We start from the raw sequence: 23,523 nt of genomic DNA, 5'->3' as shown, positions 1-23,523 counted from the left end.
TTCCATCATGCGCTTCCGGCCGCGATCTGGGGACGGCAACCGGAATTGGCCGGGGTTCTGTCTTGCCACGGTCTGCCGGGTCGGCTTTGCGCGGCAAATATTGTGGCGCCGCTCCTCCTGTCGGCGCCGGTAGCGTCCTCCACCTTCATGTAGAGATGCTACCATAGGTAGATGAGTGGTGGTGTCCTTCGGCCTGATGTCGATTCGGTGTCGCGCTTGGTAAGGGCTTCAACTTGCCTTACAGGGTTGCATCAGAAAGGGTTTCGGCAAATCGATCAAGCGTTTTCGTACGATTTTTCTCACTTTCGCATTTTCTTGCTTAGCAACCTATAATTGTGCGCAGGTTTCCGCCGAGCCTTGGGCGTGAGATGGCGCGAAGACGGCGCAAGAACTGGCTTGCAAGAAAACAGCTTCCCTGAATACGCTAGGCCAGATTTGTCGTTCCGATCCGCAGGGGGGTCATGTCGTAGGTGGATCGCCGAAGCGTCGGACAGGGACGCTTTGCGACGCGTATGGCGGATGCTTCAATTGATGCGCTGGGCGACCCAACGCCGTGCCGCAAAGGAGCGCCCATCATGACGGACCACCTGTTCGCCCTTCCCGAAATCCCAGGAATTCCTGTGAATGGCGAGACCTCAATGTATCCGGTCGGCAGGATATTCTGCGTTGGACGGAACTATGCCGCTCACGCTGCGGAAATGGGAAACGAGGTGGATCGGGAGGCTCCTTTCTATTTCACCAAGTCGGCCCCGAACGCGATCTTGAGCGGGGCATCGGTTCCCTATCCGCCGGGAACCGAGAACTACCACTACGAAATGGAGCTGGCACTGGCCATCGGCGCCCCGGCCTTCAAGGTACCGCGTGGGGACGCTTGGGGTGCCGTATATGCCTATGGATGCGCGCTCGACATGACGCGGCGCGACCAGCAGATCAGAGAGCGGGAAAAGAAGCGACCGTGGGACCTTGGCAAGGATGTTGAGCAATCGGCCGTTTTCGCGCCATTCACCAAGGCCACGGAGTGGTCGCCTGAAGACAGTGCCAGGATTCACCTGGAGGTCAACGGAGAAGTCAAGCAGGACGCGACCCTTGAAGAATTGATCTGGAAAGTGGACGAAATCGTCAGCCATCTTTCGGGGTACTATCACCTTCGACCGGGCGACCTGATTCTGACTGGTACACCGGCTGGTGTCGGCCCAGTCGTTGCCGGCGACCGGATCACTGGCGGTATCGACGGGCTCGACCCGATTTCCCTGACATTGACCGATCCGGAATGAGAGCATGTCAGAACAGCCAATCCTGATTGCGGGCGGTGGGATCGGTGGATTGGCCGCCGCCTGCGGGCTTGCCCAACGCGGTCACCGTGTACTGGTTCTGGAAAAAGCGTCTCAGTTGGGAGAGATCGGCGCAGGCATACAATTGGGTCCCAACGCGTTCCACGCATTCGATTTCCTTGGCGTCGGGGACGAAGCTCGCGCCATGGCGGTCTACATCGACAACCTGCGCTTGATGGATGCTCTGACCGGGCAAGAAATCACGCGCATCCCGCTGGGTGATCCCTTTCGGCAACGGATGGGGAACCCTTATGCTGTCGTTCACCGCGGGGAGCTTCACGGTGTGTTCCTCAAAGCCTGTCACGAAAACGCATTGATCGAGCTGCGAACCAATAGCGCCGTTGAAGGCTATGAGCAGGACGACACCGGTGTCGAGGCGGTTCTGGAGGACGGTACTCGGGTCGCTGGTCAGGCACTGATCGGGGCCGATGGTCTATGGTCAAGGGTGCGAAGCCAGATGTTGGGTGACGGCATGCCGCGTGTTTCCGGGCACACGACCTATCGCTCGGTCATTCCGGTCGAAGATATGCCTGAAGATCTGCGCTGGAACGCTGCCACACTGTGGGCAGGGCCCAAATGCCACATCGTGCACTACCCGCTGTCGGGGTGGAAGTCGTTCAACCTTGTCGTCACCTACCATAACGACGCGCCCGAACCGGTCGCAGGAAAACCTGTCAGCCATGATGAGGTCCGCAAGGGTTTCGAACACGTACACCCTCGCGCACAGCAGATCATAGACCGGGGGCGAGACTGGAAGTTGTGGGTTCTGTGCGACCGCGATCCGGTCATGCAATGGGTCGACGGGCGCGTCGCCCTGCTCGGCGATGCCGCGCATCCGATGTTGCAGTATTTTGCCCAAGGTGCCTGCATGGCGATGGAGGACGCCGTGTGCCTGTCAGCCGAGTTCGAAACCGACTCGCCGGTTCCGCAACGACTCGCGGCCTTTTGCGAGAAGCGACGGCTGCGCACCGCCCGCGTCCAGTTGCAGTCACGCGAGATCGGGCAGCATGTCTATCACCCCGAAGGCGCACATGCCGAATTGCGCAACGCCATCATGCGCGCCAAGACAGACGAGGAATGGTACGCTACGGTCGAGTGGCTGTACGGAAGCACCGGTTTGGAGGCCAAGGTTTCTACCGGACACGAATAAGCAGTATATTGCATTCTTGCCCTTATTGGGCATTATAGTGCTCTAGGGGGTCACAGGGAGGAAAACATGACCTATCGCAGAAGATTGCTGGGCGTCATTGGTGCCGCAGCCGTTGCCGCACTGGCAACTGGGTTCAGCGCAGGGGGGGCGCTGGCGCAAGAGGTGACACTGAAGCTTCACCAGTTCCTGCCGGCGCAAGCCAACGTGCCGAAACTGGTGTTGGATGTGTGGGCCGATAATGTCGAAGAGGATTCGGGTGGCCGTATCAAGGTCGAGCGCTACCCGTCGATGCAGTTGGGCGGCAAGCCGCCCGAGCTGATCGACCAGGCGATCGACGGTGTTGCCGATATCGTGTGGACAGTGGTCGGCTACACACCGGGCCGCTTCCCCTCGACCGAAGTGTTCGAGCTTCCCTTCATGATGACCAACGCCCGTGCTGTAAGTCATGCGTATTGGGAAATGTTCGAAAAGCACATGAAAGACACCGAGTTCAAGGATGTGAAGATCCTCGGCACGTGGGTTCACGGGCCGGGCATCTTCCACACCAAGGACCCGGTCGAAGCACCGGAGGATCTGCAGGGGATGAAGATCCGGGGCGGTTCGCGTTCGGTCAACTCGCTTCTGACCAAGCTGGGCGCAACCCCGGTCGGTATGCCCGTTCCCGCCGTGTCCGAAGGGCTTTCCAAGGGCGTGATCGACGGCACAACGATTCCGTGGGAAGTGACAACCGCGCTCAAGGTGCCGGAGCTTGTCGAAAATCACACGGAGTTCGAAGGCCGCGCCCTTTACGTGCTGACCTTTGTCCTGGCCATGAACAAGGACAAGTATGACAGCCTGCCCGACGATCTGAAGAAAGTGATCGACGACAATTCCGGTCTTGAATTCTCGGTCTTTGCCGGCGGCACACAAGCCGACTCCGACGGGCCGGCGCGCGAAGTCGCGCTCGATCTCGGGAACAACATCATCACGATCAGCGAGGCCGACACGGCCGCCTGGCGCGAGATCGCGCAGCCGATCTATGACGAGTGGATTGCCGACATGGACAGCAAGGGCATCGACGGTCAGGCGCTGATCGACGAGGCGAACATGCTGATCGAGAAATACACCCCGCAATACGAAAACTGACGGGACGAAGCCAACGGCCGTGGCGTAGGCGCGCCACGGTCACTTACGGACGGGGACGGCAATCATGCACAAGGCGATGATGGGGTTGGCCAGGTTTCTGGCCATCGTCGGGGGGATCGTGCTTTCGGCTCTGATCATTCTTACCTGTGTGTCGATCCTCGGCCGTCTGCTGAATGGTGGTCTGCACAGCGATTTGATCGAGGGACTGGCGCCGGGGATGGCGAAATGGTTGCTCGACCTTGGTGTTGGCCCGGTGAACGGAGACTTCGAACTGGTCGAGGCCGGGGTTGCCTTTGCCATCTTCTGTTTCCTGCCGCTCTGTCAGATCACGGCCGGGCATGCCTCGGTGGACATTCTGGCCAACAGCTTTCCGAAATCGGTAAACCGCTTTCTTCGAATGGTGATCGAAATCGCCTTCGCCCTTGTCCTGTGCCTCATCGCATGGCGATTGCTGGAGGGAACGATGGACAAATTCGGCAATGGCGAGACGACATTGCTGCTGGAATTCCCGATCTGGTGGGCCTTTGCGCTCAGTTTTTGTGCGGCGCTCGCGGCGGCCGTCGTGGGAGTCTACATGGCCGGAGTTAGAACTTACGAATTCATAACCGGGCGAATTCTCATCTGGGATGGTGTGGAGGCCACCCAGTGACCGCGCTCGAAATCGGGATAGCGTCCTTTCCGGCGCTGATGGCGCTGATCTTTCTGCGCGTACCGATCGGATTGGCCATGTTCCTCGTGGGCCTCGTCGGGTTGATCCTTGTGACGGATGGTACGACCGTCGCCTTCGCAAGGTTAAAGACAGAAACCTTCACGACGTTTTCCAGCTACTCGCTCTCCATCGTGCCGATGTTCCTATTGATGGGCCATTTCGCGACCTTGGGGGGGATGTCGACCGCGTTGTTCAAGGCGGCCGAAGGCTGGCTTGGGCACAGACGTGGCGGTGTGGCCATGGCCTCTATCGGGGCCTGTGCCGGCTTCGGTGCGATCTGCGGCTCTTCGCTGGCCACAGCGGCAACGATGGGGCGAGTCGCGCTGCCGGAACTGAAGCAATACGGCTACGCGGGCGGTTTCTCGACGGCGACGCTCGCGGCCGGTGGTACGTTGGGCATCCTTATCCCTCCGTCGGTCGTTCTTGTCATCTACGCGATCCTGACCGAACAGAACATTGCCAAGCTTTTCCTTGCCGCGTTCATTCCCGGTATCCTGGCTGCGATCGGTTACGTGATCGCGATCTCGATTTACGTTCGCCTGTATCCTGACAGCGCAGGTGTCCGCCCGCCGGTCCCCTATGCGGAACGCTTTGCTGCCCTGCTGCGCGTGTGGCCCGTTCTGCTCGTCTTCGGCCTGGTTGTGGGCGGCATCTATCTGGGCTGGTTCACACCGACCGAAGGTGCGGCCGTCGGTGCGTTCGGCACCGGTTTCATCGCTTGGCTCAACGGCGGCTTGAACCGCGAAACGCTGATCGACTCGTTCCTGGTAACGGCGCGCTCAACGGCAATGATCTTTTTCATCGTGCTCGGCGCTGCGTTCTACAATGGTTTCCTTGCCCTGACACAAGTTCCGCAGCAACTGTCCGATTTCGTTGTCAGCCAAGGTTTCAGCCCTTGGGTGGTGCTGATCCTGATCTTGTGCTTCTACCTCGTTTTCGGCTGCCTGATGGACAGTCTGTCGATGATCCTGCTGACGATCCCGATCTTTTTCCCGGTGATTTCGGCGATGGATTTCGGCTTGGTCGATCTTGCGGCCATGCAGGCAGATCTTGCGCGAGAGGTGCTCGCCGTGGGCGTGCCCGAGGGGATGGGCGCGGAAATGCTCGCTTCCATTCAGGAGGCGATCGCCACCGGTCTTGAACTGACCCGAGAGCAGATGCGCGCTCTCGATATCCGCATGACCCAAGGTATGGCCAACCGGATCGAGGCTGAAATGGTGGCGATCTGGTTCGGGATCCTTGTCCTGATCGTGGTCGAGGTTGGCCTGATCACACCGCCGGTCGGCATGAACCTGTTTATCATCAATGCGATGGATCGAAAAACGCCGATGGTCGAGACCTATAAGGCGGTCATCTTCTTCGTGGCGTCGGACATCTTCAGGGTGATACTGCTGGTGGCCTTTCCGGCGATCACTCTTTTCCTGTTGCCCGGATAGGGAGGAGAGGTCGTCGCGGTCACGGTGCAAGGGAGGGCACCATGACAAATTACATGACACATGATGTTCGGCGCGAGGATGCGGAGGGTGGCGTCATCCTTCTCCGATCGGCACATTCGCTGCCAGAACCGGTCGCGCGGTCGTCGGACTGGCTGCACCGCTGGGCCGAGGAGAGGCCACAAGGTGTGTTCCTTGCCGAACGCAGCGGTACCGGCTGGCGCGAAGAAACCTATGGCGAGGCTCTGGAACACGTCAGAGCCATCGCGGCCGGGCTTGTTTCACGTGGAATGGGGCCAGACACGCCATTGCTGGTCATTTCCGGCAACAGCGTCACCCATGGGCTGCTGTCGCTTGCCTCTCAATATGTCGGGGTGCCCATCGTTCCGGTGGCCGAACAATATGCGTTGATCCCGGGAGCCCAGGCGCAGCTTCGATACATCGCCGATCTGATCGACCCGGCCATGGTTTATGCCGAGGACGGCGAGGTCTTCGCGTCGGCGCTGGCGATGGAAGCGTTGTCCGGTCGTCTTCACTTGGTTGCCCGTAACGCCGGTCAAGGCATGATGACGGTCGATGACCTGATGCGCGACGGCGCTGATATCTCCGAGGCAGCCGCCAGTGTCGGCCCCGACACTGTTGCCAAGATCCTGATGACATCCGGGTCAACTTCGCACCCCAAAGGCGTCATCACGACCCAGCGCATGATGTGCGTGAACCAGGCGCAATACCAGCGTGCTCTTCCGTTCCTCACCGAAAGACCGCCGCGACTCGTAGACTGGCTGCCTTGGAACCATGTTTTTGGCGGATCGAGCAATTTCAATCAGATGCTCGCCTGCGGTGGTGCTCTTTACATCGATGCAGGCAAACCGGCCCCCGCGTTGATCGGAAAGAGTTTCGAGAACAACATGCTGATGAATGGCACTATCGCGTATAACGTACCGGTTGGCTTTGCCCAGTTGCGCGACGAGATGCGTCGGAACGAGGCGTTGAAGCAGAACTTTTTTGCCGATCTCGACATGCTTTTCTACGCCGGGGCTTCGCTGGCGCCGGATGTCTGGAACGATCTGCAGGAAATGGCGCTTGAGGTGCGTGATGAGGCACCGCTAATCACTACCAGCTGGGGCCTGACGGAAACCGCGCCTGCCTGCCTGTTCCAGCACTTCCCGGCGGATCGTCCGGGTATCCTTGGCGTCCCGCTTGCCGGTGTCGAGGTCAAGCTGGTGCCTGAGACAGACGACCGGTACGAGGTTCGCGTTCGCGGCCCCAACATCTTTCCCGGGTATTTCCGCGACCCGGAACGAACCAGGGACGCCTTTGACGAGGACGGGTTTTTCTGTACCGGCGACGCCATGACATTCGTCGATCCATCCGACATGAACCGTGGCTTGCGTTTCGACGGCCGGATTTCAGAGGATTTCAAGCTCGCGTCCGGAATCTGGGTGCGTGCCACCGCGATGCGGCTTGATCTGCTGGTTGCTCTCGCGCCGCTCGCCCAGGATGTGATCGTAACCGGGGAAGCGCGAGACGAGGTCGGGCTCATGATCGTGCCAACGCCGGCGCTTGCAAAGGGGCTGGAGGAGTCGAGCGGCGCTTTCGACGTCGGCGCCGTGGCGGATGACCTTTGCACCCGGGTCGCGGCCTTCAACGGCGACAAGGGGTCGTCGGGGCGTATAGCGCGCATCATGATCCTGTCCGAACCGCCTTCCATGGCCGAGGGTGAGATCACCGCCAAAGGCAACCTGAATTTTCGCAAGATTCTGAACCGCCGGGCCCCGTTGCTGGAAAGGCTCTATGCGCCTGCTGATCCGTGCGTGATCCGGGTTGACGAGCTGAGTGTGCAAAATAATGCTTAAGTCTTGAGCAATATCTTGCATAATTCTCGGCGGGGTGCATTACTGCTTCTGACGAGTCGTGCAGGGCGTCACGCCGGTTGCGCGATCAGGGCAGACGTCTTTTGGGAGGAAGACCATGACCGGAAACGCGGTTGATTATTTCCTGGACCGCCATGTTGCAGAGGGCTGGGGCGACCGCTTCGCCTTTCGTGAAGCTGCTGGAAAAAAGCGCCGGATAACATATGCGCAGCTTGCCGACAGGTCTGCATGTGTCGCAACGGCTTTGCGTCGTGGCGGCATTCCGCGCGAGGCCCGCGCAGCGATGCTGGTGCTCGACCAGATCGAGTTTCCCGAGATCTTCTGGGGCTGCATCCGCGCAGGCGTCATTCCCGTGCCTCTCAACACGCTTTTGGCGACATCGGTCTATGATGTCATTCTCAAGGACAGTCGCGCCGCATGTCTCTTCGTCTCCGAGGAGCTTTGGCCCGTGGTCGAGGAGGCTGCGCGGAACTCGGAGTATCTCGAGCAGATCGTGTTGATCGGGAGCAACGCGCCCGAGGGAGCCGTGACGTTCGACGCATTCACCGAAAGCTGCGAACCGGGTGAAACGGTCACGGCGTCGGATGATGACACGGCGTTCTGGCTCTATTCTTCGGGGTCTACCGGCCAGCCCAAGGGTGTACGGCACGTTCATGCGAGCCTCAAGGCGACCTCTGACACATACGGCGCACAGGTTCTGGGTATCCAGCCAGATGACACCGTCTATTCGGCGGCAAAGCTGTTCTTTGCTTACGGCCTGGGGAACGCGATGACGTTTCCGATGTCGGTTGGTGCCGAATCCATTCTATTCAACGGCAGGCCGACCCCGGACAGCACCGTCGAGATCATCGAGGCCGAAAAGCCGTCGATCTTTTGCGGTGTTCCCACGCTTTACGCCGCCACTGTTGCGCTGCTGGAGCGTCAAGGTGTGCCGGGTGTCACCCTGCGGCGCTGCATCTCGGCTGGGGAAGCGTTGCCCGAGGAAATCGGCAAGAAGTGGCATGACCTGTGGGGGGTGGATATCCTTGACGGGGTCGGGTCGACCGAGATGCTGCACATCTTCTTGTCTAACGCGCCAGGGGATGTCGTCTATGGCACGTCTGGCAAGCCCGTACCGGGTTACGAGGTTCGTCTGGTTGACGAAGATGGCGTTGATGTCGGGCCGGGCGGTCTTGGAGAGTTGCTAGTGCGTGGTGCGTCGGCCGCCGACGGCTATTGGAACAAGCGCGACAAAAGCCGGACGACGTTCGAGGGAGAATGGACCCGGACCGGGGACAAGTACGAGCTGACCGAGGGCGGCCGCTTCGTTTATTGCGGGCGCACCGACGACATGTTCAAGGTATCGGGAATCTGGGTTTCGCCGTTCGAGGTCGAGCAGGCATTGGTGTCTCACCCGTCGGTGCTGGAGGCGGCCGTGGTGCCGGCGCGTGACGGCGAGGGGCTGGAAAAACCCAAGGCCTATATCGTGCTCAAGGAAGCGGGCGACAGCGATGCGCTCTCCGCCGACCTGAAAGACTACGTCAAGGACAAGGTCGGCAAATGGAAATACCCGCGTTGGATCGAGTTCGTCGATGACCTGCCGAAGACGGCGACTGGCAAGATCCAGCGGTTCAAGTTGAGGGAAGAAGCATGTTGATCGAATGGAGTGACACGCCCGGACAACGCATGAATATCAACGGAGTCGCGTTGGAGTATGCCTGTCACGGCCCTTCGCCGGATCAGGCGCCCACTATCGTCATGCTTCACGAAGGTCTGGGTTGTGTCGCGCTCTGGCGCGATTTTCCTGCTCGCGTGGCCGAGCGTACCGGCATGGGTGTGTTGGTTTATTCCCGGCAGGGCTACGGTCAATCGGACCCTGTCACCCTTCCGCGACCACTCGATTTCATGACTCGTGAGGCACAGGATGTCCTGCCGCATGTTCTCGATCAGGCCGGCATTCGCCGCTGTATCCTGTTCGGGCATTCAGATGGCGCAACGATTGCCGCCATTCATGCCGGCACGGTCGAAGATCATCGCATACGGGGATTGATCCTCATGGCGCCGCATTTTTTCACCGAGGACATGGGCCTTGCGGAAATCGAGCGCGCAGCGGCTGCGTTCGAAACCGGCGGTCTGCGCGAACGGATGGGCAAGTATCACAAGGATGCAGAAGGCGCATTTCGTGGCTGGAATGACGCTTGGCGCGATCCCGGTTTCAAGGGGTGGAACGTTGCCGAGGTAATCGATTACTTTCGGATTCCTGTCCTGGCCATTCAGGGGCGCCAGGACCAGTACGGAACCCTTGCCCAGATCGAAGAGATCGAAACCCGTGCCTACAGCCCGGTAGAGACCTGCATCCTCGACTGCCAGCACGCCCCGCATCTGGAGGCGCCAGATGCAGTCTTGAAAGCGATCGAAGAATTTGTCGCCCGGTTGGAGCGGATCGAAGCCGCCGAGGTCGAGATCGTGTGAAGCGCCCATGCGCGTTGCCGCCTCATGCCTATGTCCCGGGTCGGACTCTTCGGCACCCCGAGGGTTTGTTCGATGCGATCCGTGACACTGCCGTCTCGGGAATGACGGAGGCCGAGCTTTCGGAAAGCGACGCATGGTTATGCGGCTGGGAGTTCTTTCGCGCAGGTTTCTTTTGGGAGGCGCACGAACTCTGGGAGCCGGTATGGATGGCCTTGCCGCCCAACTCGGCTGAACGCAGTCTTGCCCGGGCCGCGATCCAGCTGGCGAATGCCGAATTGAAGGTTCTCATGGGGCGTCCGGCCGCTGCCTTGCGCTTGTGTGATATCGCTGACGAGTGCTTGTCACGGCCGCTGCGGGTTGAAACGTTGATGGGTTTGCCGCCGCAAAGCTTGAGCGATCGGATCAAGGCTCTACGCGGCCGAATCTCTCAAGATATGCAATATAAAGCATAAAAATTCCTTTCAAAAAATGCACCAAATTTGCACAATATGGCAAACTACTGTTTATAAACACTTTTGATTGTGCATTATGATGCCTATCCGGGTTGTCTCTATGCACTTTATCATGTAGGGTGCTCGAGACACCGAAAAGACCGGAGCCTTCGAATGACGCAGCGAATCGACTTTCAGACAGACCCGTCGAAGTACCGCCATTGGCGCGTCGAATACGATGGTGAGATCGCCAACCTCATCATGGACGTGGATGAGAAGGGTGGCCTGTTCGATGGCTACGAGCTGAAACTAAATTCCTACGATCTGGGCGTGGATATCGAGCTTGCCGACATCGTTCAGCGGATGAGGTTCGAGCATCCCGAGGTCAAGGTCGTCGTCATGCAATCCGGAAAGGATCGTGTGTTCTGCGCCGGGGCCAATATCCGGATGCTCGGTGGCGCGAGCCACGCGCACAAGGTAAATTTCTGCAAGTTTACCAACGAAACACGTAACACGTTTGAAGCCGCCGAGGAGGACTCGGGCCAGAAATACGTAGCAGCGGTGCAGGGTTCGTGTGCCGGCGGGGGATATGAGCTGGCGTTGGCCTGCAATTACATCATGTTGACCAATGACAGTTCTTCTTCGGTGGCGCTGCCCGAGGTTCCGCTGCTTGCAGTGTTGCCCGGCACGGGTGGGCTGACGCGCGTCACGGATAAACGCAAAGTGCGCCGTGACCTCGCGGATGTCTTCTGCTCGGTTGAAGAGGGCGTCCGAGGCCAGCGCGCGGTTGATTGGAAGCTGGTCGACGAGGTCGTGCCCAACTCCAAATTCAGTGAAACGGTGCAGGAAAGGGCCAAGGAGTTTGCGTCTCAATCCGCGAAACCTTCCGGCGCGACCGGTATCGAGCTGACCCCGCTGTCGCGCAGCTTTGCCGATGACGGGTCGGTCAGCTACTCCTTGGTCGAAGTCGCTATGGAACGTGATCAGGGCCGCGCGACCATCACGATCAAGGGGCCTGACGAGGATGCGCCGGCATCGACCGACGCGCTGCATGCTTCGGGTGCCGATGGCTACCTTCTGCGCGTCGCGCGAGAGCTTGATGACGCCATCCTGCATCTGCGCCTCAACGAGCGCGAGATCGGCCTGCTCGTTTTCCGCACCCAGGGCGATCCGGAAAAGCTGTTGGCGCATGAGAAGATGCTTCTCGACAATGCCAATTTCTGGTTGGCCAACGAGATCCTGAAGTACTGGAAGCGCGTCCTGAAGCGGATCGACATGACCTCTCGCAGCCTTGTCGCCCTGGTTGAGCACGGTTCCTGTTTTGCCGGAGTCTTTGCCGAGATCCTGTGGGCCGTCGACCGGTCCTACATGATGCTCGAAGAATTCGAGGGCGATAACAGGCCCATGGCCGCCGTGACCCTCAGCGAAAGCAATTTCGGCACCTACCCAATGAGCAACGACCTCAGCCGTCTGGCCAACCGCTTCTGGGCTGATCCGGATGAGGCCGAGAAACTGCGTGAACATATCGGCGAGGCACTTGAGGCAGATGAAGCGGAAAAGCTGGGGCTTGTGACCTACGCACTCGACGATATCGACTGGGAAGACGAGGTGCGCGTATTCATGGAAGAGCGTGCAAGCTTCTCACCGGACGCGATGACGGGAATGGAAGCGAACCTGCGCTTCGTCGGTCCAGAGACCATGGAAACCCGGATCTTTGGCCGCCTGACCGCCTGGCAGAACTGGATCTTCCAGCGCCCGAACGCCGTGGGCCCTGATGGTGCCTTGCAGCGCTACGGAACTGGTGTCCGGGGTGACTACAACATGGAACGTGTTTGAGGGGGACGCCCCAAGGGGCTGCGGCCCTACCAAGGAGGAAAAGACATGCTCGACCTGATCAACGTAAGTTACGATACCCAGATCCCGAACAATGTGGGACTGAGCCAGGACAAGAAGGTGCTGAAAGCGCTGGAGAAATGGCATCCCGGTTATATCAACTGGTGGAATGACCTGATCCCTCAGAACTTTCAGGAATCCCTTGTCTACCTCCGGACCGCGGTAAGCGTGGACCCGAAGGGCTGGGCCAAGTTCGACTACGTTAAGATGCCCGAATATCGCTGGGGTGTTTTGCTTGCTCCGCAGGTTGAGGGCCGCACCATTCCCTGTGGCGAGCATTTCGGCGAACCCGCATGGCAGGAAGTGCCTGGCGAGTATCGCAACATGCTCAAGCGGTTGATCGTGATCCAGGGCGATACCGAGCCTGCATCGGTCGAACAGCAGCGGATGCTGGCCCTGACCGCGCCCTCGCTCTACGACATGCGCAACCTCTTCCAGGTGAATGTCGAGGAGGGCCGGCACCTCTGGGCCATGGTCTACCTGCTGCACAAGTATTTCGGTCGCGACGGTCGGGAAGAGGCGGATGACCTGCTGCGCCGCTCCTCGGGCAGCGAGGAGGCGCCGCGCATGCTGGGCGCCTTCAACGAGGAAACGCCCGACTGGCTCTCGTTCTTCATGTTCACCTATTTCACCGACCGCGATGGCAAGATGCAGTTGGAGTCGCTGGCCCAGTCGGGCTTTGACCCGCTCAGCCGCACCTGCCGCTTCATGCTCACCGAGGAAGCGCACCACATGTTCGTCGGCGAGACCGGAGTCGGCCGTACGATCGAGCGGACATGCCAGGTGATGAAGGAGAACGGGATCGACGATCCCTATGACACCGCCAAGATCCGCGATCTGGGCGTGATCGACCTGCCGCTCATCCAGAAAAAGCTCAACCTGCATTACACGCTGTCGCTCGACCTGTTCGGGCAAGAGGTGTCGACCAATGCGGCGAATGCCTTCAACGCGGGCATCAAGGGGCGCTACATGGAAAGCCGCCTCAAGGACGACCACCAACTCAAGGGCGACACATATACCGTCTGGGATTTCGAGGATGGCAAGGCCGTTCAGCGAGAGGTCCCGGCCCTGACCGCAATCAACATGCGGCTGCGTGACGATTACACCCGTGACGCGGCGGGCGGCGTGAAGCGCTGGAACAAGATCATCGAGAAGTACGGCATCGATTTCGAAATGTCGCTGCCGCACGAGTCCTTCAACCGCAAGATCGGCGTCTTCGCCGACAAGCATTTTAACCCTGAGGGCCAGATGGTCAGCGGCGCGGAGTACGACAAAGGCCTGCCCGAGTGGTTGCCAACCAACGCGGATGGAGACTTCATCGCTTCGCTGATGAACCCCTGCTACGAAGCAGGCCAGTATGCCAGCTGGATCGCCCCGCCCAAGGTCGGCATCGACAACAAGCCGGGCGACTTTGAATATGTCAAACTTCACATGGCGTAATACCAGATCGGGCCGGCCAGGGTCGGCCCGACACACAAGGTTTGCCGAATTGCAGGCTTGACCGGATTTCGCCAGCTCGTATCGCTATACTGGAACCCATTCGAAACAGGGACCAAACAGATGCAGATCGACCGCTCCCAAACACCCAACCGCAATGTCGAGATTGTTGCCGACCAGTTGTCGACCCTTCAGGGACCCTGTGTGGGATGTTCCGATTGTGTCGGTTTGTGCAAGCAGTTGATCGAAGCACTGACCTTGCCTGACGTGATCCTTACCAAGCGGCGCTGATCGACATGAACCAGCCGATCAAGCAACATCTCATCGATCCTGAAATCTGTATCCGCTGCTATACCTGCGAGATGACATGCCCGCTCGAGGCGATTGAGCATGACGAGAACAACGTGGTCGTGGATGCATCCAAGTGCAATTTCTGCATGGATTGCATTCCCGTCTGCCCCACCGGTTCGATCGACGAATGGCGCGTGGTGAACGAACCTTATTCTCTCGAAGACCAGTACGAGTGGATGGAGCTGCCACCGCAAGAGGATATCGGCCCCGAATCCGGCGGTGTCGAGGCGCTGGACGACGCGATGGCTGCACTGCTTGCCGAGGCGCACAAAGGTGCCGGGGGCAAATCCAAGGCACCGGCCACCGCATCCAAGCCGACCATCAACATGTACAACCTCGCCAAGCCGGCCGAGGCGAAAGTGACCGGAAATTTCCGGCTGACATCTGACAAGAGCGACAGCGATGTGCGCCATATCATCCTCGATTTCGGTGCGCTGCCTTTCCCCGTTCTCGAAGGTCAGAGCATCGGAATCATCCCGCCGGGCGAAGATGCCGACGGGAACCCTCATCTGCCCCGGCTTTATTCGGTATCCAGCCCGCGTGACGGCGAGCGGCCGAATTTCAACAACCTCTCGCTGACGGTGAAGCGCGAAGAGCATGGCATCTGCTCCAACTTTGTTTGTGATCTCAAGCCAGGCGATACCGTTCGTGTGACCGGTCCTTTCGGCGCGACTTTCCTTCTGCCGTCCGATCCCAATGCGCATCTGCTGATGATCTGCACCGGTACCGGCTCGGCCCCTTTCCGAGCTTTCACAATGCGTCGCCAGCGCGAGGCGCCGTCAGTCCGTGACTCCCTTACGCTGGTGTTTGGCGCACGCCGGGCAGAAGAGCTGCCGTATTTCGGGCCGCTCAAGAAAGTGCCCGAAACCTTCATGGCCAAGCATTTCGCGTTTTCCCGGCAAGAGAGCGGTCCGAAGCACTACGTACAGGATCAACTGCGCGAACAAGCCGACAAGGTCTCCGACATTCTGTCCGATCCCAACGGCCACATATACATTTGCGGGCTAAAGGCGATGGAGCAGGGCGTCGAGGAGGCGTTCAAGGATATCGCGCGCTCCAAAGGTATGGATTGGCCCCAGATCCGCGACCGGATGCGCGAAGACGGGCGGTATCACGTCGAAACTTACTGACCCAGCGTCATAGGTCGTCATCTCATGCACCGGGGCATTTTTCATTGCCCCGGTTTTCCTGTCGGCCTAAATTTGTGCAATATTTCACACAAAAGACTTGCAGGGGTGCATGAGCGAAATCACCAATTTCAGGGGCGAGAGTACCTCACATAGCGGGCGGGACATCGCGGATGCATCCGTTTCGGCATTGATTACGCGCGTGGGTGAGCGGGTGCGCAGGGCACGGGAACATCGCGGTATTCCGCGGCGGGTTCTTTCCGAGATTTCCGGGGTATCGCCGCGCTATCTCGCTCAACTCGAAGCGGGCGAGGGAAATATTTCCATCGGCCTGTTGCAGCGGGTGGCCATCGCGCTAGATCACCGGATCGAATGGCTAGTCGGCGAAGAGGATCCTTGGACATCGGACGCGCTGCGTGTGACTGACCTGTTCCGCGAGGCCAGCAGCGACGTCCAGGCGAACGTGATGCGCTTGCTCAAACCGGAACCGGCCGAGGTCATGCGCGCGCAACGCATCTGCCTTGTCGGTTTGCGTGGGGCGGGCAAGTCCACGCTTGGTGCGATGCTGGGCGAGGAATTGGGTTTTCCCTTTGTCGAGCTCAATGACGAGATCGAGGAACAGGCTGGTATGCCTGTGGGCGAGGTGATGGCGCTTTACGGGCAAGAGGGATATCGCAAGCTCGAAGCGCAGGCCGTCAGCAGGGTGATCGCCACGCATGAATCCATGATCCTTGCCGTCGCAGGAGGAATTGTCGCTGAACCCGACACCTACAATACGTTGCTTAGCCGGTTTCACACGATCTGGCTGCGTGCCACGCCAGTCGAACATATGGACCGGGTTCGCGCGCAGGGGGATGAACGTCCCATGGCAGGCAATCCCGAAGCGATGGAACAGCTGAAATCGATCCTGACGAGCCGCGAAGCGCTTTATGCCAAGGCGCAGGCCCAGTTGGATACGTCCGGCCAACCGCTGGAAACCTCTTTGCAACAGCTTGCCGAGTTGGTTCAGGAGCGCGGCTTTACGGGCTAGATCGGTTCCCGTAGCCATTCATTCAGAAATACCGTTCGATCCATTCCAGCAAAGCGCCGGACCCGGTCCAGAGCTGCTTCGAAACGGGATAGGCGGCCTTGGCCCCATTTGATGCCCCTCTCGGGCCACAGGGCACGCACGCGCAACTCTCTGCATTCGCGAAACGCCTTCATGTCCACACGACCGACGAGACGGTCCCCTTCCAGCAAAGGAAAAACGTAATAGCCGTATCGCCGTTTGGCCTCGGGCACGAAGACCTCGATCCGGTAGTGAAAACCGAACAACCGCTCGGTGCGTTTCCGGTCACGAAAGGCCGGGTCGAACGGGCTGAGAACCCGCATCTTTCCGGGCGCGACGGGACACTCGCTGTCGACAAGGCCGGGACGGGCCACGGCTTCCTTCGGTCGGCCATCCGCACCCAGTACCACGATCCTCTCAAGCCTGCCCCCGGCCAATTCCCGTGCCACCCAGTCCTTTGCCTCGGCCGCGGTGACTGTATCCCAGAAAGCGGCGATTTCGCCAGATGAGGCAAAGGCAAGTCGGTCAAGCGCCGCGTTGCACAACCAGTCTATCGTCGCGGCCGCGTTCGGGTTCATGGTCGGGTACAAATGCTCCTCGATCACCCTTTCGGTCAAGTCATAGCGTTTTCGGAATCCGTCACGTCCAACCACCGTCAACGCGCCGGATCGCCAGAGATATTCCAGCGCCGTTTTCGACGGGTGCCAATCCCACCATCCGCCTGACGATTTCTTCTCGTCCTGCCCAAGGTCCGAGGACGTAACAGGCCCGTGATCCCTGACATGTTGCAGAACGGTATCGAATTTCTCTTCGAACCCGTCGCGCCGCCATGATGCCCATCGCGACCTGAGCAGGTCCGCATCACGTTGAAACCGCAGGTGCCAGTGCGGATAGAAGGCCATCGGGATCATTGCCGCGTCATGTGTCCAGTGCTCGAACAGGACACGATCCGTCTCGTAAAGGCGTTTGAGTTGCGGCGGGCGATAGGTCGTTCTACGCGCGTGCAAAATCATGTCGTGGGCCCGCGCGACCGTGTTGATGCTGTCCAGTTGAACGAAACCCAACCGCTCAATCAGTTCAAGCAGAGAGCCACCGTCGCCGGAATCGGTTGGCAGTTGGGCAAGAGCATGACGCCCTAGAAAATGCGCGCGCGCGGCACGGTTCTCAAGCCTCGCAAGCGCCACGATCAGCGCCGCTTCAGCGTATCGCCATAGCTGATTGTCGGGGTCAGGGTAATGCGCGTTTCGATCTCGGCATCGGGATCTTCCAGCCGTTGTGCAACGATTTCAGCCGCCTTGCGCCCAATCTCGGACCGGCAGGCATCCATCGTGGCCAGTTTGCGTGGAAGGCCCTGCAACAGCTCCACCCCGTTGAACCCAGCCAGCCCGATCTGTCCCGGCACATCGATGCCCTGCTCCAAAAGGTACAGAAGGCCGCCTGCGCCTATCAGGTCATTCGAATAATACAGAAAATCGAGCTCGGGCGAACGTTCCAGCATTGTCGCGGTCATTTCTCGCCCCTTTGCAAGGGCTGAGCCACCGGAATAAAAAGCCCGGTCCTCGATCTCGACACCGTTTTTTCCCAGAACTTCGGTAAACCCTTCAAAGCGTTTACGTGCCCGCAGATCCAGCGGCATCTTGGTCCCCATGAACCCTATATGCCTGTATCCGGCCTTAAGGATCGCCTGCGCCATCTCACGTCCGGCCCGGCGGTGCGAAATGCCGACCATCGCATCGACCGGTTTGCCATCGGTGTCCATGATCTCGACTACCGGGATGTCGGCCGCATTCAGCATCGCACGCGCCGCGTCGGTATGTTCGAGCCCTGCGATGATCACACCCGACGGCCGCCAGGAGAGCATTTCGTAAAGAACCTTCTCCTCCTTCTCAGGCAGGTAGTCGGTAACCCCTACGACCGGTTGCAAGTCGGTATGCTCGAGCACCTTGTTGATGCCTGTCAGAACCTCGGGAAACACCATGTTCGACAATGACGGGATGATCACTGCAACAAGGTTCACGCGGTTCGATGCCAGTGCACCGGCGATCTTGTTTGGCACGTAACCCAATTCTTTCGCCGCCGCCAGAACGCGGGTCCGCGTGGCGTCCGAGACGTCACCGCGATTGCGCAGCACGCGGCTGACGGTCATCTCCGAGACGCCGGACGCCTCGGATACATCTCGAAGGGTAAGCGGGCGTTTTGTGTCGGCGGGCAAGGCTGGATCCGTCCTGTTTTGCGTTGCCCGATGGTAGCGCGAACAGACCGAGATGTTCAACTACCCGCAAAGGCGGTGACAACGGTCTCTTTCCCGGTTAGAGAGTCCCACGAGTGGCCCCGTGGCTCAATTGGATAGAGCAGCCCCCTCCTAAGGGGCAGGTTGCAGGTTCGAATCCTGCCGGGGTCGCCAAAAACACCTGAAAAATATGACTTATTTGCAAAGGGTTCTGCAGAAGCGTGCAGAAACGCCCGTTTCGTTTTCCGCCGAATTCCCCGAAAACGACCGAAATCTCGTACAAATCCTGTACAAAATTCGCACGTCCGTGCGGCTTTTGGGGCTTTCTCATGAGCTGGCGTGTGGCGAACGCGTGTGCGGAACGAAAGTTCGGGAGTGCGACGCGCAAGCAGATCATCATGTTTTTGGCGGATAAGGCGTCTGACGATGGTTCGGGCATCTGGTGTTCGAAGAGGACGATCCAGCGGCATACGGAGCTTGGTGGGACGACCGTCAAGCGGACGATCCGGGACTTCCTGAAGGAAGGCATCCTGGTCGAGACCGGGGCGCGTGGATGCAAGAACGGATTCACTGTCGTTTACCGGATCGATCTTTTCCGGGTCGAGGCGCTGGAACTCACCGCCGAACCCGAGATCGAGACGGGGGCCACAGTGGACCCCGTCCAGACTGGACCCGGAACGGGGGCCACAGTGGCCGGGGTACCGGGGCCACCACGGCCCCCAAACCATCCTAAAACCATCCATAAACCTCCTACGCGCGAGCGCGAGGTGGCGGAGGATGAAGAGGCTGAGAAGATACTGGCTTGCTATCCGCCCGACCGTTTGCGTGGGGAGGCAGAGTGTCTTAGTCGGATCAGGGAAGCTTTGGACGCTGGGACTGAGGTCGAGGACCTGTCGCAGGCCGTGAAGGCCTACGCGACGGAGAGCGCGGGCTTTACCCGCTCGAAGGTCTGTTTCTCGGACAACTGGTTCAAGTCGGGACGCTGGCGCGGCTATGTCGAGGACATTGCCAAGGGCCGAGAAGAGACGAAGGCGAAGGAAGCTGAGATGCTGGCAGACTTGGCGAATTGGGTGACGGATCGCCATCCGCTTTGCCGCCACATTACACCCAGCCAGATCGATGCGCTATTGGCCGCAGAGTTGGTGACACACGCGCAAATCCAAGCGGCGGGCCTCAGATCATGAGCATCACCGATCCCACCGAAGCGCAAACAGCAAGGCGACCCATGTCATACGCTGGCGCTGCTGACACGGGACCTTGCGAGGGGCGGCACGCCTCCCCTTCGAACCCCACCGGCGCGGACAAAGCCCGCACTAAAGAGCCGCTAACAGAAACCTTCGTCTTCCGCTGTACCGCGTCCGAGAAGGCCCAGCTGCGCGCCAAGGCCGAGGCTGCTGGTTTGCCTGCTTCGACGCTTCTGCGCGAAGCGCTTGGCCTCACCGAGGCCCGCCGCCGCAAGCCCATCCCCCGCGTTGACCCTGCGCTGGTGCTGGCCGTTGGACGCATCGGCGGCAACCTCAACCAGATTGCCCGCTGGCTGAACCACGCCATGAAGGTCGGACGCACTGACCTCGACACGTTGACCGTCGCGCGCCGCCTGGTGGTGATCGAACGCCAGCTCGCCGCGCTCCTCGATGAGGCGCGACGGTGCTGATCAAGTTCTTCCCCAACGGCAAAGGCGCAGGCGCGGGGCCGGTCGGGTATCTCGTAGCCGAGCGTGTGCTGGCCTATGACGGCAACCGCGATCTGATCCGCGATGCAGACGGCCAGCCGGTCACCGTCAAGCGCGACCCGTTGCCCGAGGTCCTGCGCGGCAACCCCGAACGCACTGAGGCGCTAATAGACGCCAGCCGTCACCAATGGACCTACCGGGCGGGCGTGATCAGCTTTGCCGACAGCGACGACCCGACCGAGGACCAGCAGACCGAGGTCATGGACGGGTTCGAGCATCTGGCCTTCGCGGGGCTGGACCCTGAGCAATATGAGGTGCTCTGGGTCCGCCATCGCCACGAAGGCCGGGTCGAGCTTCATTTCTGCACGCCGCGCCTGGAGCTGACGACGGGAAAGAGCCTCAATATCGCGCCGCCGGGTTACCAGGACGCCTATGACAGCCTGCGGGACGTGATGAACCAGCGGTACGGCTGGGCCGATCCGATGGACGTAGACCGGGCACAGGACGTCCGCGACACCATCGAGGCCCCAACCCGCGCCCAAGGTCGGGACGAGCTGCATGCCTGGATACAGGACCAGATTGACCTCGGGCTGATCACCGACCGCGCGACGATGATCGACGCGCTCACCGACGCTGGCTTTGACCTGCCACGCACCGGCAAGGCCTACATCACCGCCCGCGACCCCGACACCGGCGAGCGCTGGCGGCTGAAAGGAGAGATTTTCCATGAAGACTGGCAAGCCGACCCGGCTGAGCGAGAAGCTGAACGCGGAACTCGACACGATCCGGGCCGAGCACGTCGCCTCGATCTCGTCCCAGCTCAAGAACTTCAGGATCGATTTGAAGAACATTGTGGGCGCCGCGCAGCATACCATCGCGAGCGATACGCGCCGCTTTCAGAACGAGACCGCGATCCTGTTCGAGACGCGACTGAGGTCGATCCGCCTTTGGCTGACGATCTCACCCTGGCTGATCGTGGCGATGGTGTTGACGGGGATCGCCTCGATGATGGCCGCGAGCTTCTTCTGGACGGTGCATCTGACGCGCTCGGAGCTGACGGAACTGGGCCTGACACGGATCGAGCGGCCCGAGGGGACCTGGCTGATCCTGGACCCATCGAAGACGCGGCTCAGGAGCTGCACGATGGGCGGCCAACACGTCACCTGCATTCGGATCGAGGAGGATTAGATGACCCAACTGACAGCCTTGGAACGCGACTTGCTCGCCTGCGTCGAGCGGTTGGTAACGGCCTCAGAGGCCTCCGCGAGGGATTTGACCGCCTTGGAAACACGCTCGACCGGCAGGATCGAGAGGGAGCTGGCTGGCTTGAAAGACTGCGTGACCTTGCTCATTCGTTCACAAGCCGCATCCATGAAGGCCTTGAAAGGATTGCTGAACGACGAGGCGAGCTACAAGACGCTGAACGAGAGCTTGCAGCAGAGCTTGACCTTAGCGAAAGCCGCCGCGGAGAGATTGAGGGACGGCTAGACAGCCAGGAAGCGCATGCCGAGCGGGGGTTGAGGCATTGATGAGATCACTCCACATGAAAAGGCCCGCCGTAGCGGGCCTTTTCATGTGTATTCAATAGCTTATACGAGAGTCTCTTTGGACTTCATCATCGCACTTACCTTTCGAAGGTTAGGTTTCTGCATCTCTGCCTAGACCATATGTAATAACAACAGCTTACCCATGCAAACTATTTTGTAAGGTTCAAGCAACTTTGATTAACCCTATGGTAAATCCATCGCCTGGAAGAATCGGTGCTGTACAGCGTGTAACATAGTCAGACGGTCTTTGCTCACCTGCTTCGTTAGGCTGCACAAAAAATTTGTCCGTCAAGTGATGTTCTTCAAAAAATGGTCGGATGTCGTCATCTAAGCAGTTGATCTCTAAGCGTAAAGACTCAACGATGTGTTTTGAAATAAACACGATCAACGGGTCAGCTTGTATGTCCCATTTTCGTGTGGACCGCTTTGTCACTTTGTATAGATCTCTTCCCTCCATCGCACAAGCATACGTGAGCGTGGTTCCTGCCTCGTCTTGTTTCTTTTCGGGAACAACAGTGTTTCCGTCGATTATCACGCTGAAGTCTGGAGAATAGTCGTCGTTCTTCGCTCCATCTCCTGCCGAAAAAACATGCTCCCAGGTAATCTTGCCGCCCTTCTCGAAAGGGACATACTCCTCAACAGATGAATCAACGATGTCGATAATGTTGTTGTCAGCATCGGCCCATTTGACTGTGATTGTGCGGTCGCTCGACCTGACATAGAATGTTTTGTTGTGCTTCATCCCCTCCTTCAGTTGCTCAACAATTCTATCCTGCAAATCATCGCTCAAGCCGTTTTCGTTGGAGAAATCGGGGATGAAAATATGCTTGCTCAGTTTTGCCCAAATTTGATCGATATCTTTCCGTCTTCTAAGTATGTCGTCACCATAGAAAACGTCTGTAACCACTTCTCTGATAGCTTTAAATGTGTGTAAGAACCTAACAAAAGCACCAAGAATGGCGCTGATGAGAATGAGCCTTCCAAGATCAAGCGCGATCTGAGCATACCAAACCAATTCATCTTTGGCGTCTTCTGGAACTGGGGAATGAAAGTATCCAAACAGGTAGAACAATATCCCGAGAAAAATCAGAGCAAAGAAGCCTAAGACTGTTCCGAACTTCTGTAAGAACTCGACAGCGACGCGCTTTGCTGAATGCATCATATCCATAAGTATCTCAAATGATAGTATTCCTCGCCAGATCGCCTGAACACTGAAAGCGTTCGGGACCCCGACCTACATAGTTATATGTTATGGAACCGAATGCGAAGAACACTCGTGCCCACGGCAATACATCTGGACGTTTCGGTTGTCTCGGCTTTTTGTCAATCGCGCAAACGCGCAAAAGACATACAAGCTGCGATGAACTCAGAGGTAAGCAATTGGCAAATCTCCTTCTTTGCTTCATTGACGCCTACTCTGCATCAACAACCGGTTCGATATCAGACACGTCAATCTCCTTCGTAGCAAGCGCCATGTCGTAGTTTGTCTGCAAGTTCACCCAGTAGGCCGGGGTCGTATTGAACACACGGGCGAGGCGCAGCGCTGTGTCAGGCGTGATCCCAGTCGTGCCTTTAATCAGCCGCTCGATCCGCGTCCGAGGCACGCCCAGACGCCGCGCAAACGCGATGGCCCCCATCTCCAGGGGATCAAGGTAAAGCTCTTTCAGGACTTCACCGGGGTGCATCGGGTCTTCAAGCAAGCTCATCAGCGTAT

At 59.0% G+C, this 23,523-nt stretch carries 21 protein-coding genes and 1 tRNA gene; 18 read left to right on the top strand and 4 right to left on the bottom strand.

The window, feature by feature from the left end; all coding sequences use genetic code 11:
* The first annotated feature begins 575 nt into the window (after window positions 1-575).
* The 14 genes from ACFORG_RS05690 to ACFORG_RS05625 all read left to right on the top strand — a co-directional run bounded on the left by ACFORG_RS05690 (window position 576) and on the right by ACFORG_RS05625 (window position 16,342).
* On the top strand, window positions 576-1,274 hold the full coding sequence (locus tag ACFORG_RS05690) for a fumarylacetoacetate hydrolase family protein (RefSeq protein ID WP_386734418.1): 699 nt from the start codon (window positions 576-578) through the stop codon (window positions 1,272-1,274).
* 4 nt (window positions 1,275-1,278) lie between these two features.
* Window positions 1,279-2,481 (top strand): 3-hydroxybenzoate 6-monooxygenase, encoded by a 1,203-nt coding sequence (locus ACFORG_RS05685; RefSeq protein ID WP_386734417.1) that lies wholly within the window; start codon window positions 1,279-1,281, stop codon window positions 2,479-2,481.
* Between the two features lie 66 nt (window positions 2,482-2,547).
* Entirely contained in the window at window positions 2,548-3,606 is a 1,059-nt protein-coding gene (locus ACFORG_RS05680) for a TRAP transporter substrate-binding protein (protein ID WP_386734416.1), read from the top strand.
* A gap of 64 nt (window positions 3,607-3,670) precedes the next feature.
* Window positions 3,671-4,255, top strand: coding sequence for a TRAP transporter small permease (locus tag ACFORG_RS05675; RefSeq protein WP_386734415.1), 585 nt, complete (start codon window positions 3,671-3,673; stop codon window positions 4,253-4,255).
* Entirely contained in the window at window positions 4,252-5,751 is a 1,500-nt protein-coding gene (locus ACFORG_RS05670) for a TRAP transporter large permease (protein ID WP_386734414.1), read from the top strand. The genes ACFORG_RS05675 and ACFORG_RS05670 overlap by 4 nt, the downstream gene beginning before the upstream one ends.
* Window positions 5,752-5,792: 41 nt before the next feature.
* Window positions 5,793-7,604, top strand: coding sequence for a feruloyl-CoA synthase (locus tag ACFORG_RS05665; protein ID WP_386734413.1), 1,812 nt, complete (start codon window positions 5,793-5,795; stop codon window positions 7,602-7,604).
* 115 nt (window positions 7,605-7,719) lie between these two features.
* On the top strand, window positions 7,720-9,258 hold the full coding sequence (locus ACFORG_RS05660) for a benzoate-CoA ligase family protein (RefSeq protein ID WP_386734412.1): 1,539 nt from the start codon (window positions 7,720-7,722) through the stop codon (window positions 9,256-9,258).
* The gene (locus tag ACFORG_RS05655) at window positions 9,252-10,073 is read left to right on the top strand and encodes an alpha/beta fold hydrolase (RefSeq protein ID WP_386734411.1); all 822 of its coding nucleotides are present in this window, start codon (window positions 9,252-9,254) and stop codon (window positions 10,071-10,073) included. The genes ACFORG_RS05660 and ACFORG_RS05655 overlap by 7 nt, the downstream gene beginning before the upstream one ends.
* 65 nt (window positions 10,074-10,138) lie before the next feature.
* Window positions 10,139-10,525, top strand: a complete 387-nt coding sequence (locus ACFORG_RS05650) for a DUF309 domain-containing protein (protein WP_386734410.1) — start codon at window positions 10,139-10,141, stop codon at window positions 10,523-10,525.
* Window positions 10,526-10,678: 153 nt separating this feature from the next.
* Window positions 10,679-12,340: a 2,3-epoxybenzoyl-CoA dihydrolase gene (gene boxC, locus ACFORG_RS05645; protein ID WP_386734409.1), complete on the top strand. Its 1,662-nt coding sequence runs from the start codon at window positions 10,679-10,681 to the stop codon at window positions 12,338-12,340.
* 45 nt (window positions 12,341-12,385) lie between these two features.
* Complete coding sequence (gene boxB / locus ACFORG_RS05640; protein ID WP_386734408.1) at window positions 12,386-13,837, top strand: benzoyl-CoA 2,3-epoxidase subunit BoxB; 1,452 nt, start codon at window positions 12,386-12,388, stop codon at window positions 13,835-13,837.
* A gap of 120 nt (window positions 13,838-13,957) precedes the next feature.
* Entirely contained in the window at window positions 13,958-14,125 is a 168-nt protein-coding gene (locus ACFORG_RS05635) for a hypothetical protein (RefSeq protein ID WP_386734407.1), read from the top strand.
* Between the two features lie 5 nt (window positions 14,126-14,130).
* Window positions 14,131-15,315 (top strand): benzoyl-CoA 2,3-epoxidase subunit BoxA, encoded by a 1,185-nt coding sequence (gene boxA, locus ACFORG_RS05630; RefSeq protein WP_386734406.1) that lies wholly within the window; start codon window positions 14,131-14,133, stop codon window positions 15,313-15,315.
* A gap of 109 nt (window positions 15,316-15,424) precedes the next feature.
* Window positions 15,425-16,342: a helix-turn-helix transcriptional regulator gene (locus ACFORG_RS05625; protein ID WP_386734405.1), complete on the top strand. Its 918-nt coding sequence runs from the start codon at window positions 15,425-15,427 to the stop codon at window positions 16,340-16,342.
* Here the strand turns inward: ACFORG_RS05625 and ACFORG_RS05620 are convergent.
* Both ACFORG_RS05620 and ACFORG_RS05615 read right to left on the bottom strand, forming a co-directional pair.
* Complete coding sequence (locus ACFORG_RS05620) at window positions 16,339-17,544, bottom strand: winged helix-turn-helix domain-containing protein (protein ID WP_386734404.1); 1,206 nt, start codon at window positions 17,542-17,544, stop codon at window positions 16,339-16,341. The two genes, ACFORG_RS05625 and ACFORG_RS05620, sit on opposite strands and share 4 nt — an antisense overlap.
* Before the next feature lie 2 nt (window positions 17,545-17,546).
* The gene (locus tag ACFORG_RS05615; protein WP_386734403.1) at window positions 17,547-18,572 is read right to left on the bottom strand and encodes a LacI family DNA-binding transcriptional regulator; all 1,026 of its coding nucleotides are present in this window, start codon (window positions 18,570-18,572) and stop codon (window positions 17,547-17,549) included.
* 115 nt (window positions 18,573-18,687) lie between these two features.
* On the opposite strand from ACFORG_RS05615, the gene ACFORG_RS05610 reads away from it, so the two are divergent.
* From ACFORG_RS05610 to ACFORG_RS05595, 4 genes are all read left to right on the top strand, one after another.
* Window positions 18,688-18,764 (top strand) — tRNA-Arg (locus ACFORG_RS05610).
* A 224-nt stretch (window positions 18,765-18,988) separates the two neighbouring features.
* Window positions 18,989-19,774 carry a hypothetical protein gene (locus ACFORG_RS05605; RefSeq protein ID WP_386734402.1) on the top strand — a complete coding sequence of 262 codons (786 nt, stop codon included), beginning with the start codon at window positions 18,989-18,991 and terminating at the stop codon, window positions 19,772-19,774.
* Entirely contained in the window at window positions 19,771-20,244 is a 474-nt protein-coding gene (locus ACFORG_RS05600; RefSeq protein ID WP_386734401.1) for a plasmid mobilization protein, read from the top strand. The genes ACFORG_RS05605 and ACFORG_RS05600 overlap by 4 nt, the downstream gene beginning before the upstream one ends.
* Complete coding sequence (locus tag ACFORG_RS05595; RefSeq protein ID WP_386734400.1) at window positions 20,238-21,791, top strand: mobilization relaxase; 1,554 nt, start codon at window positions 20,238-20,240, stop codon at window positions 21,789-21,791. The genes ACFORG_RS05600 and ACFORG_RS05595 overlap by 7 nt, the downstream gene beginning before the upstream one ends.
* A 181-nt stretch (window positions 21,792-21,972) precedes the next feature.
* Here ACFORG_RS05595 and ACFORG_RS05590 read toward each other — a convergent pair whose 3' ends face one another.
* Window positions 21,973-22,977, bottom strand: a complete 1,005-nt coding sequence (locus tag ACFORG_RS05590) for a hypothetical protein (RefSeq protein ID WP_386734399.1) — start codon at window positions 22,975-22,977, stop codon at window positions 21,973-21,975.
* Window positions 22,978-23,221: 244 nt separating this feature from the next.
* A complete protein-coding gene (locus ACFORG_RS05585; protein ID WP_386734398.1) occupies window positions 23,222-23,515 on the bottom strand; it encodes a HigA family addiction module antitoxin in 294 nt (97 codons plus the stop codon).
* Window positions 23,516-23,523 lie beyond the last annotated feature (8 nt).

It is taken from the genome of Lutimaribacter marinistellae (assembly GCF_042648365.1).
GTDB lineage: Bacteria > Pseudomonadota > Alphaproteobacteria > Rhodobacterales > Rhodobacteraceae > Lutimaribacter_A > Lutimaribacter_A marinistellae.
The sequence above is the reverse complement of the archived record's forward strand: the minus strand, read 5'-3'. Positions and strand labels throughout refer to the sequence as shown.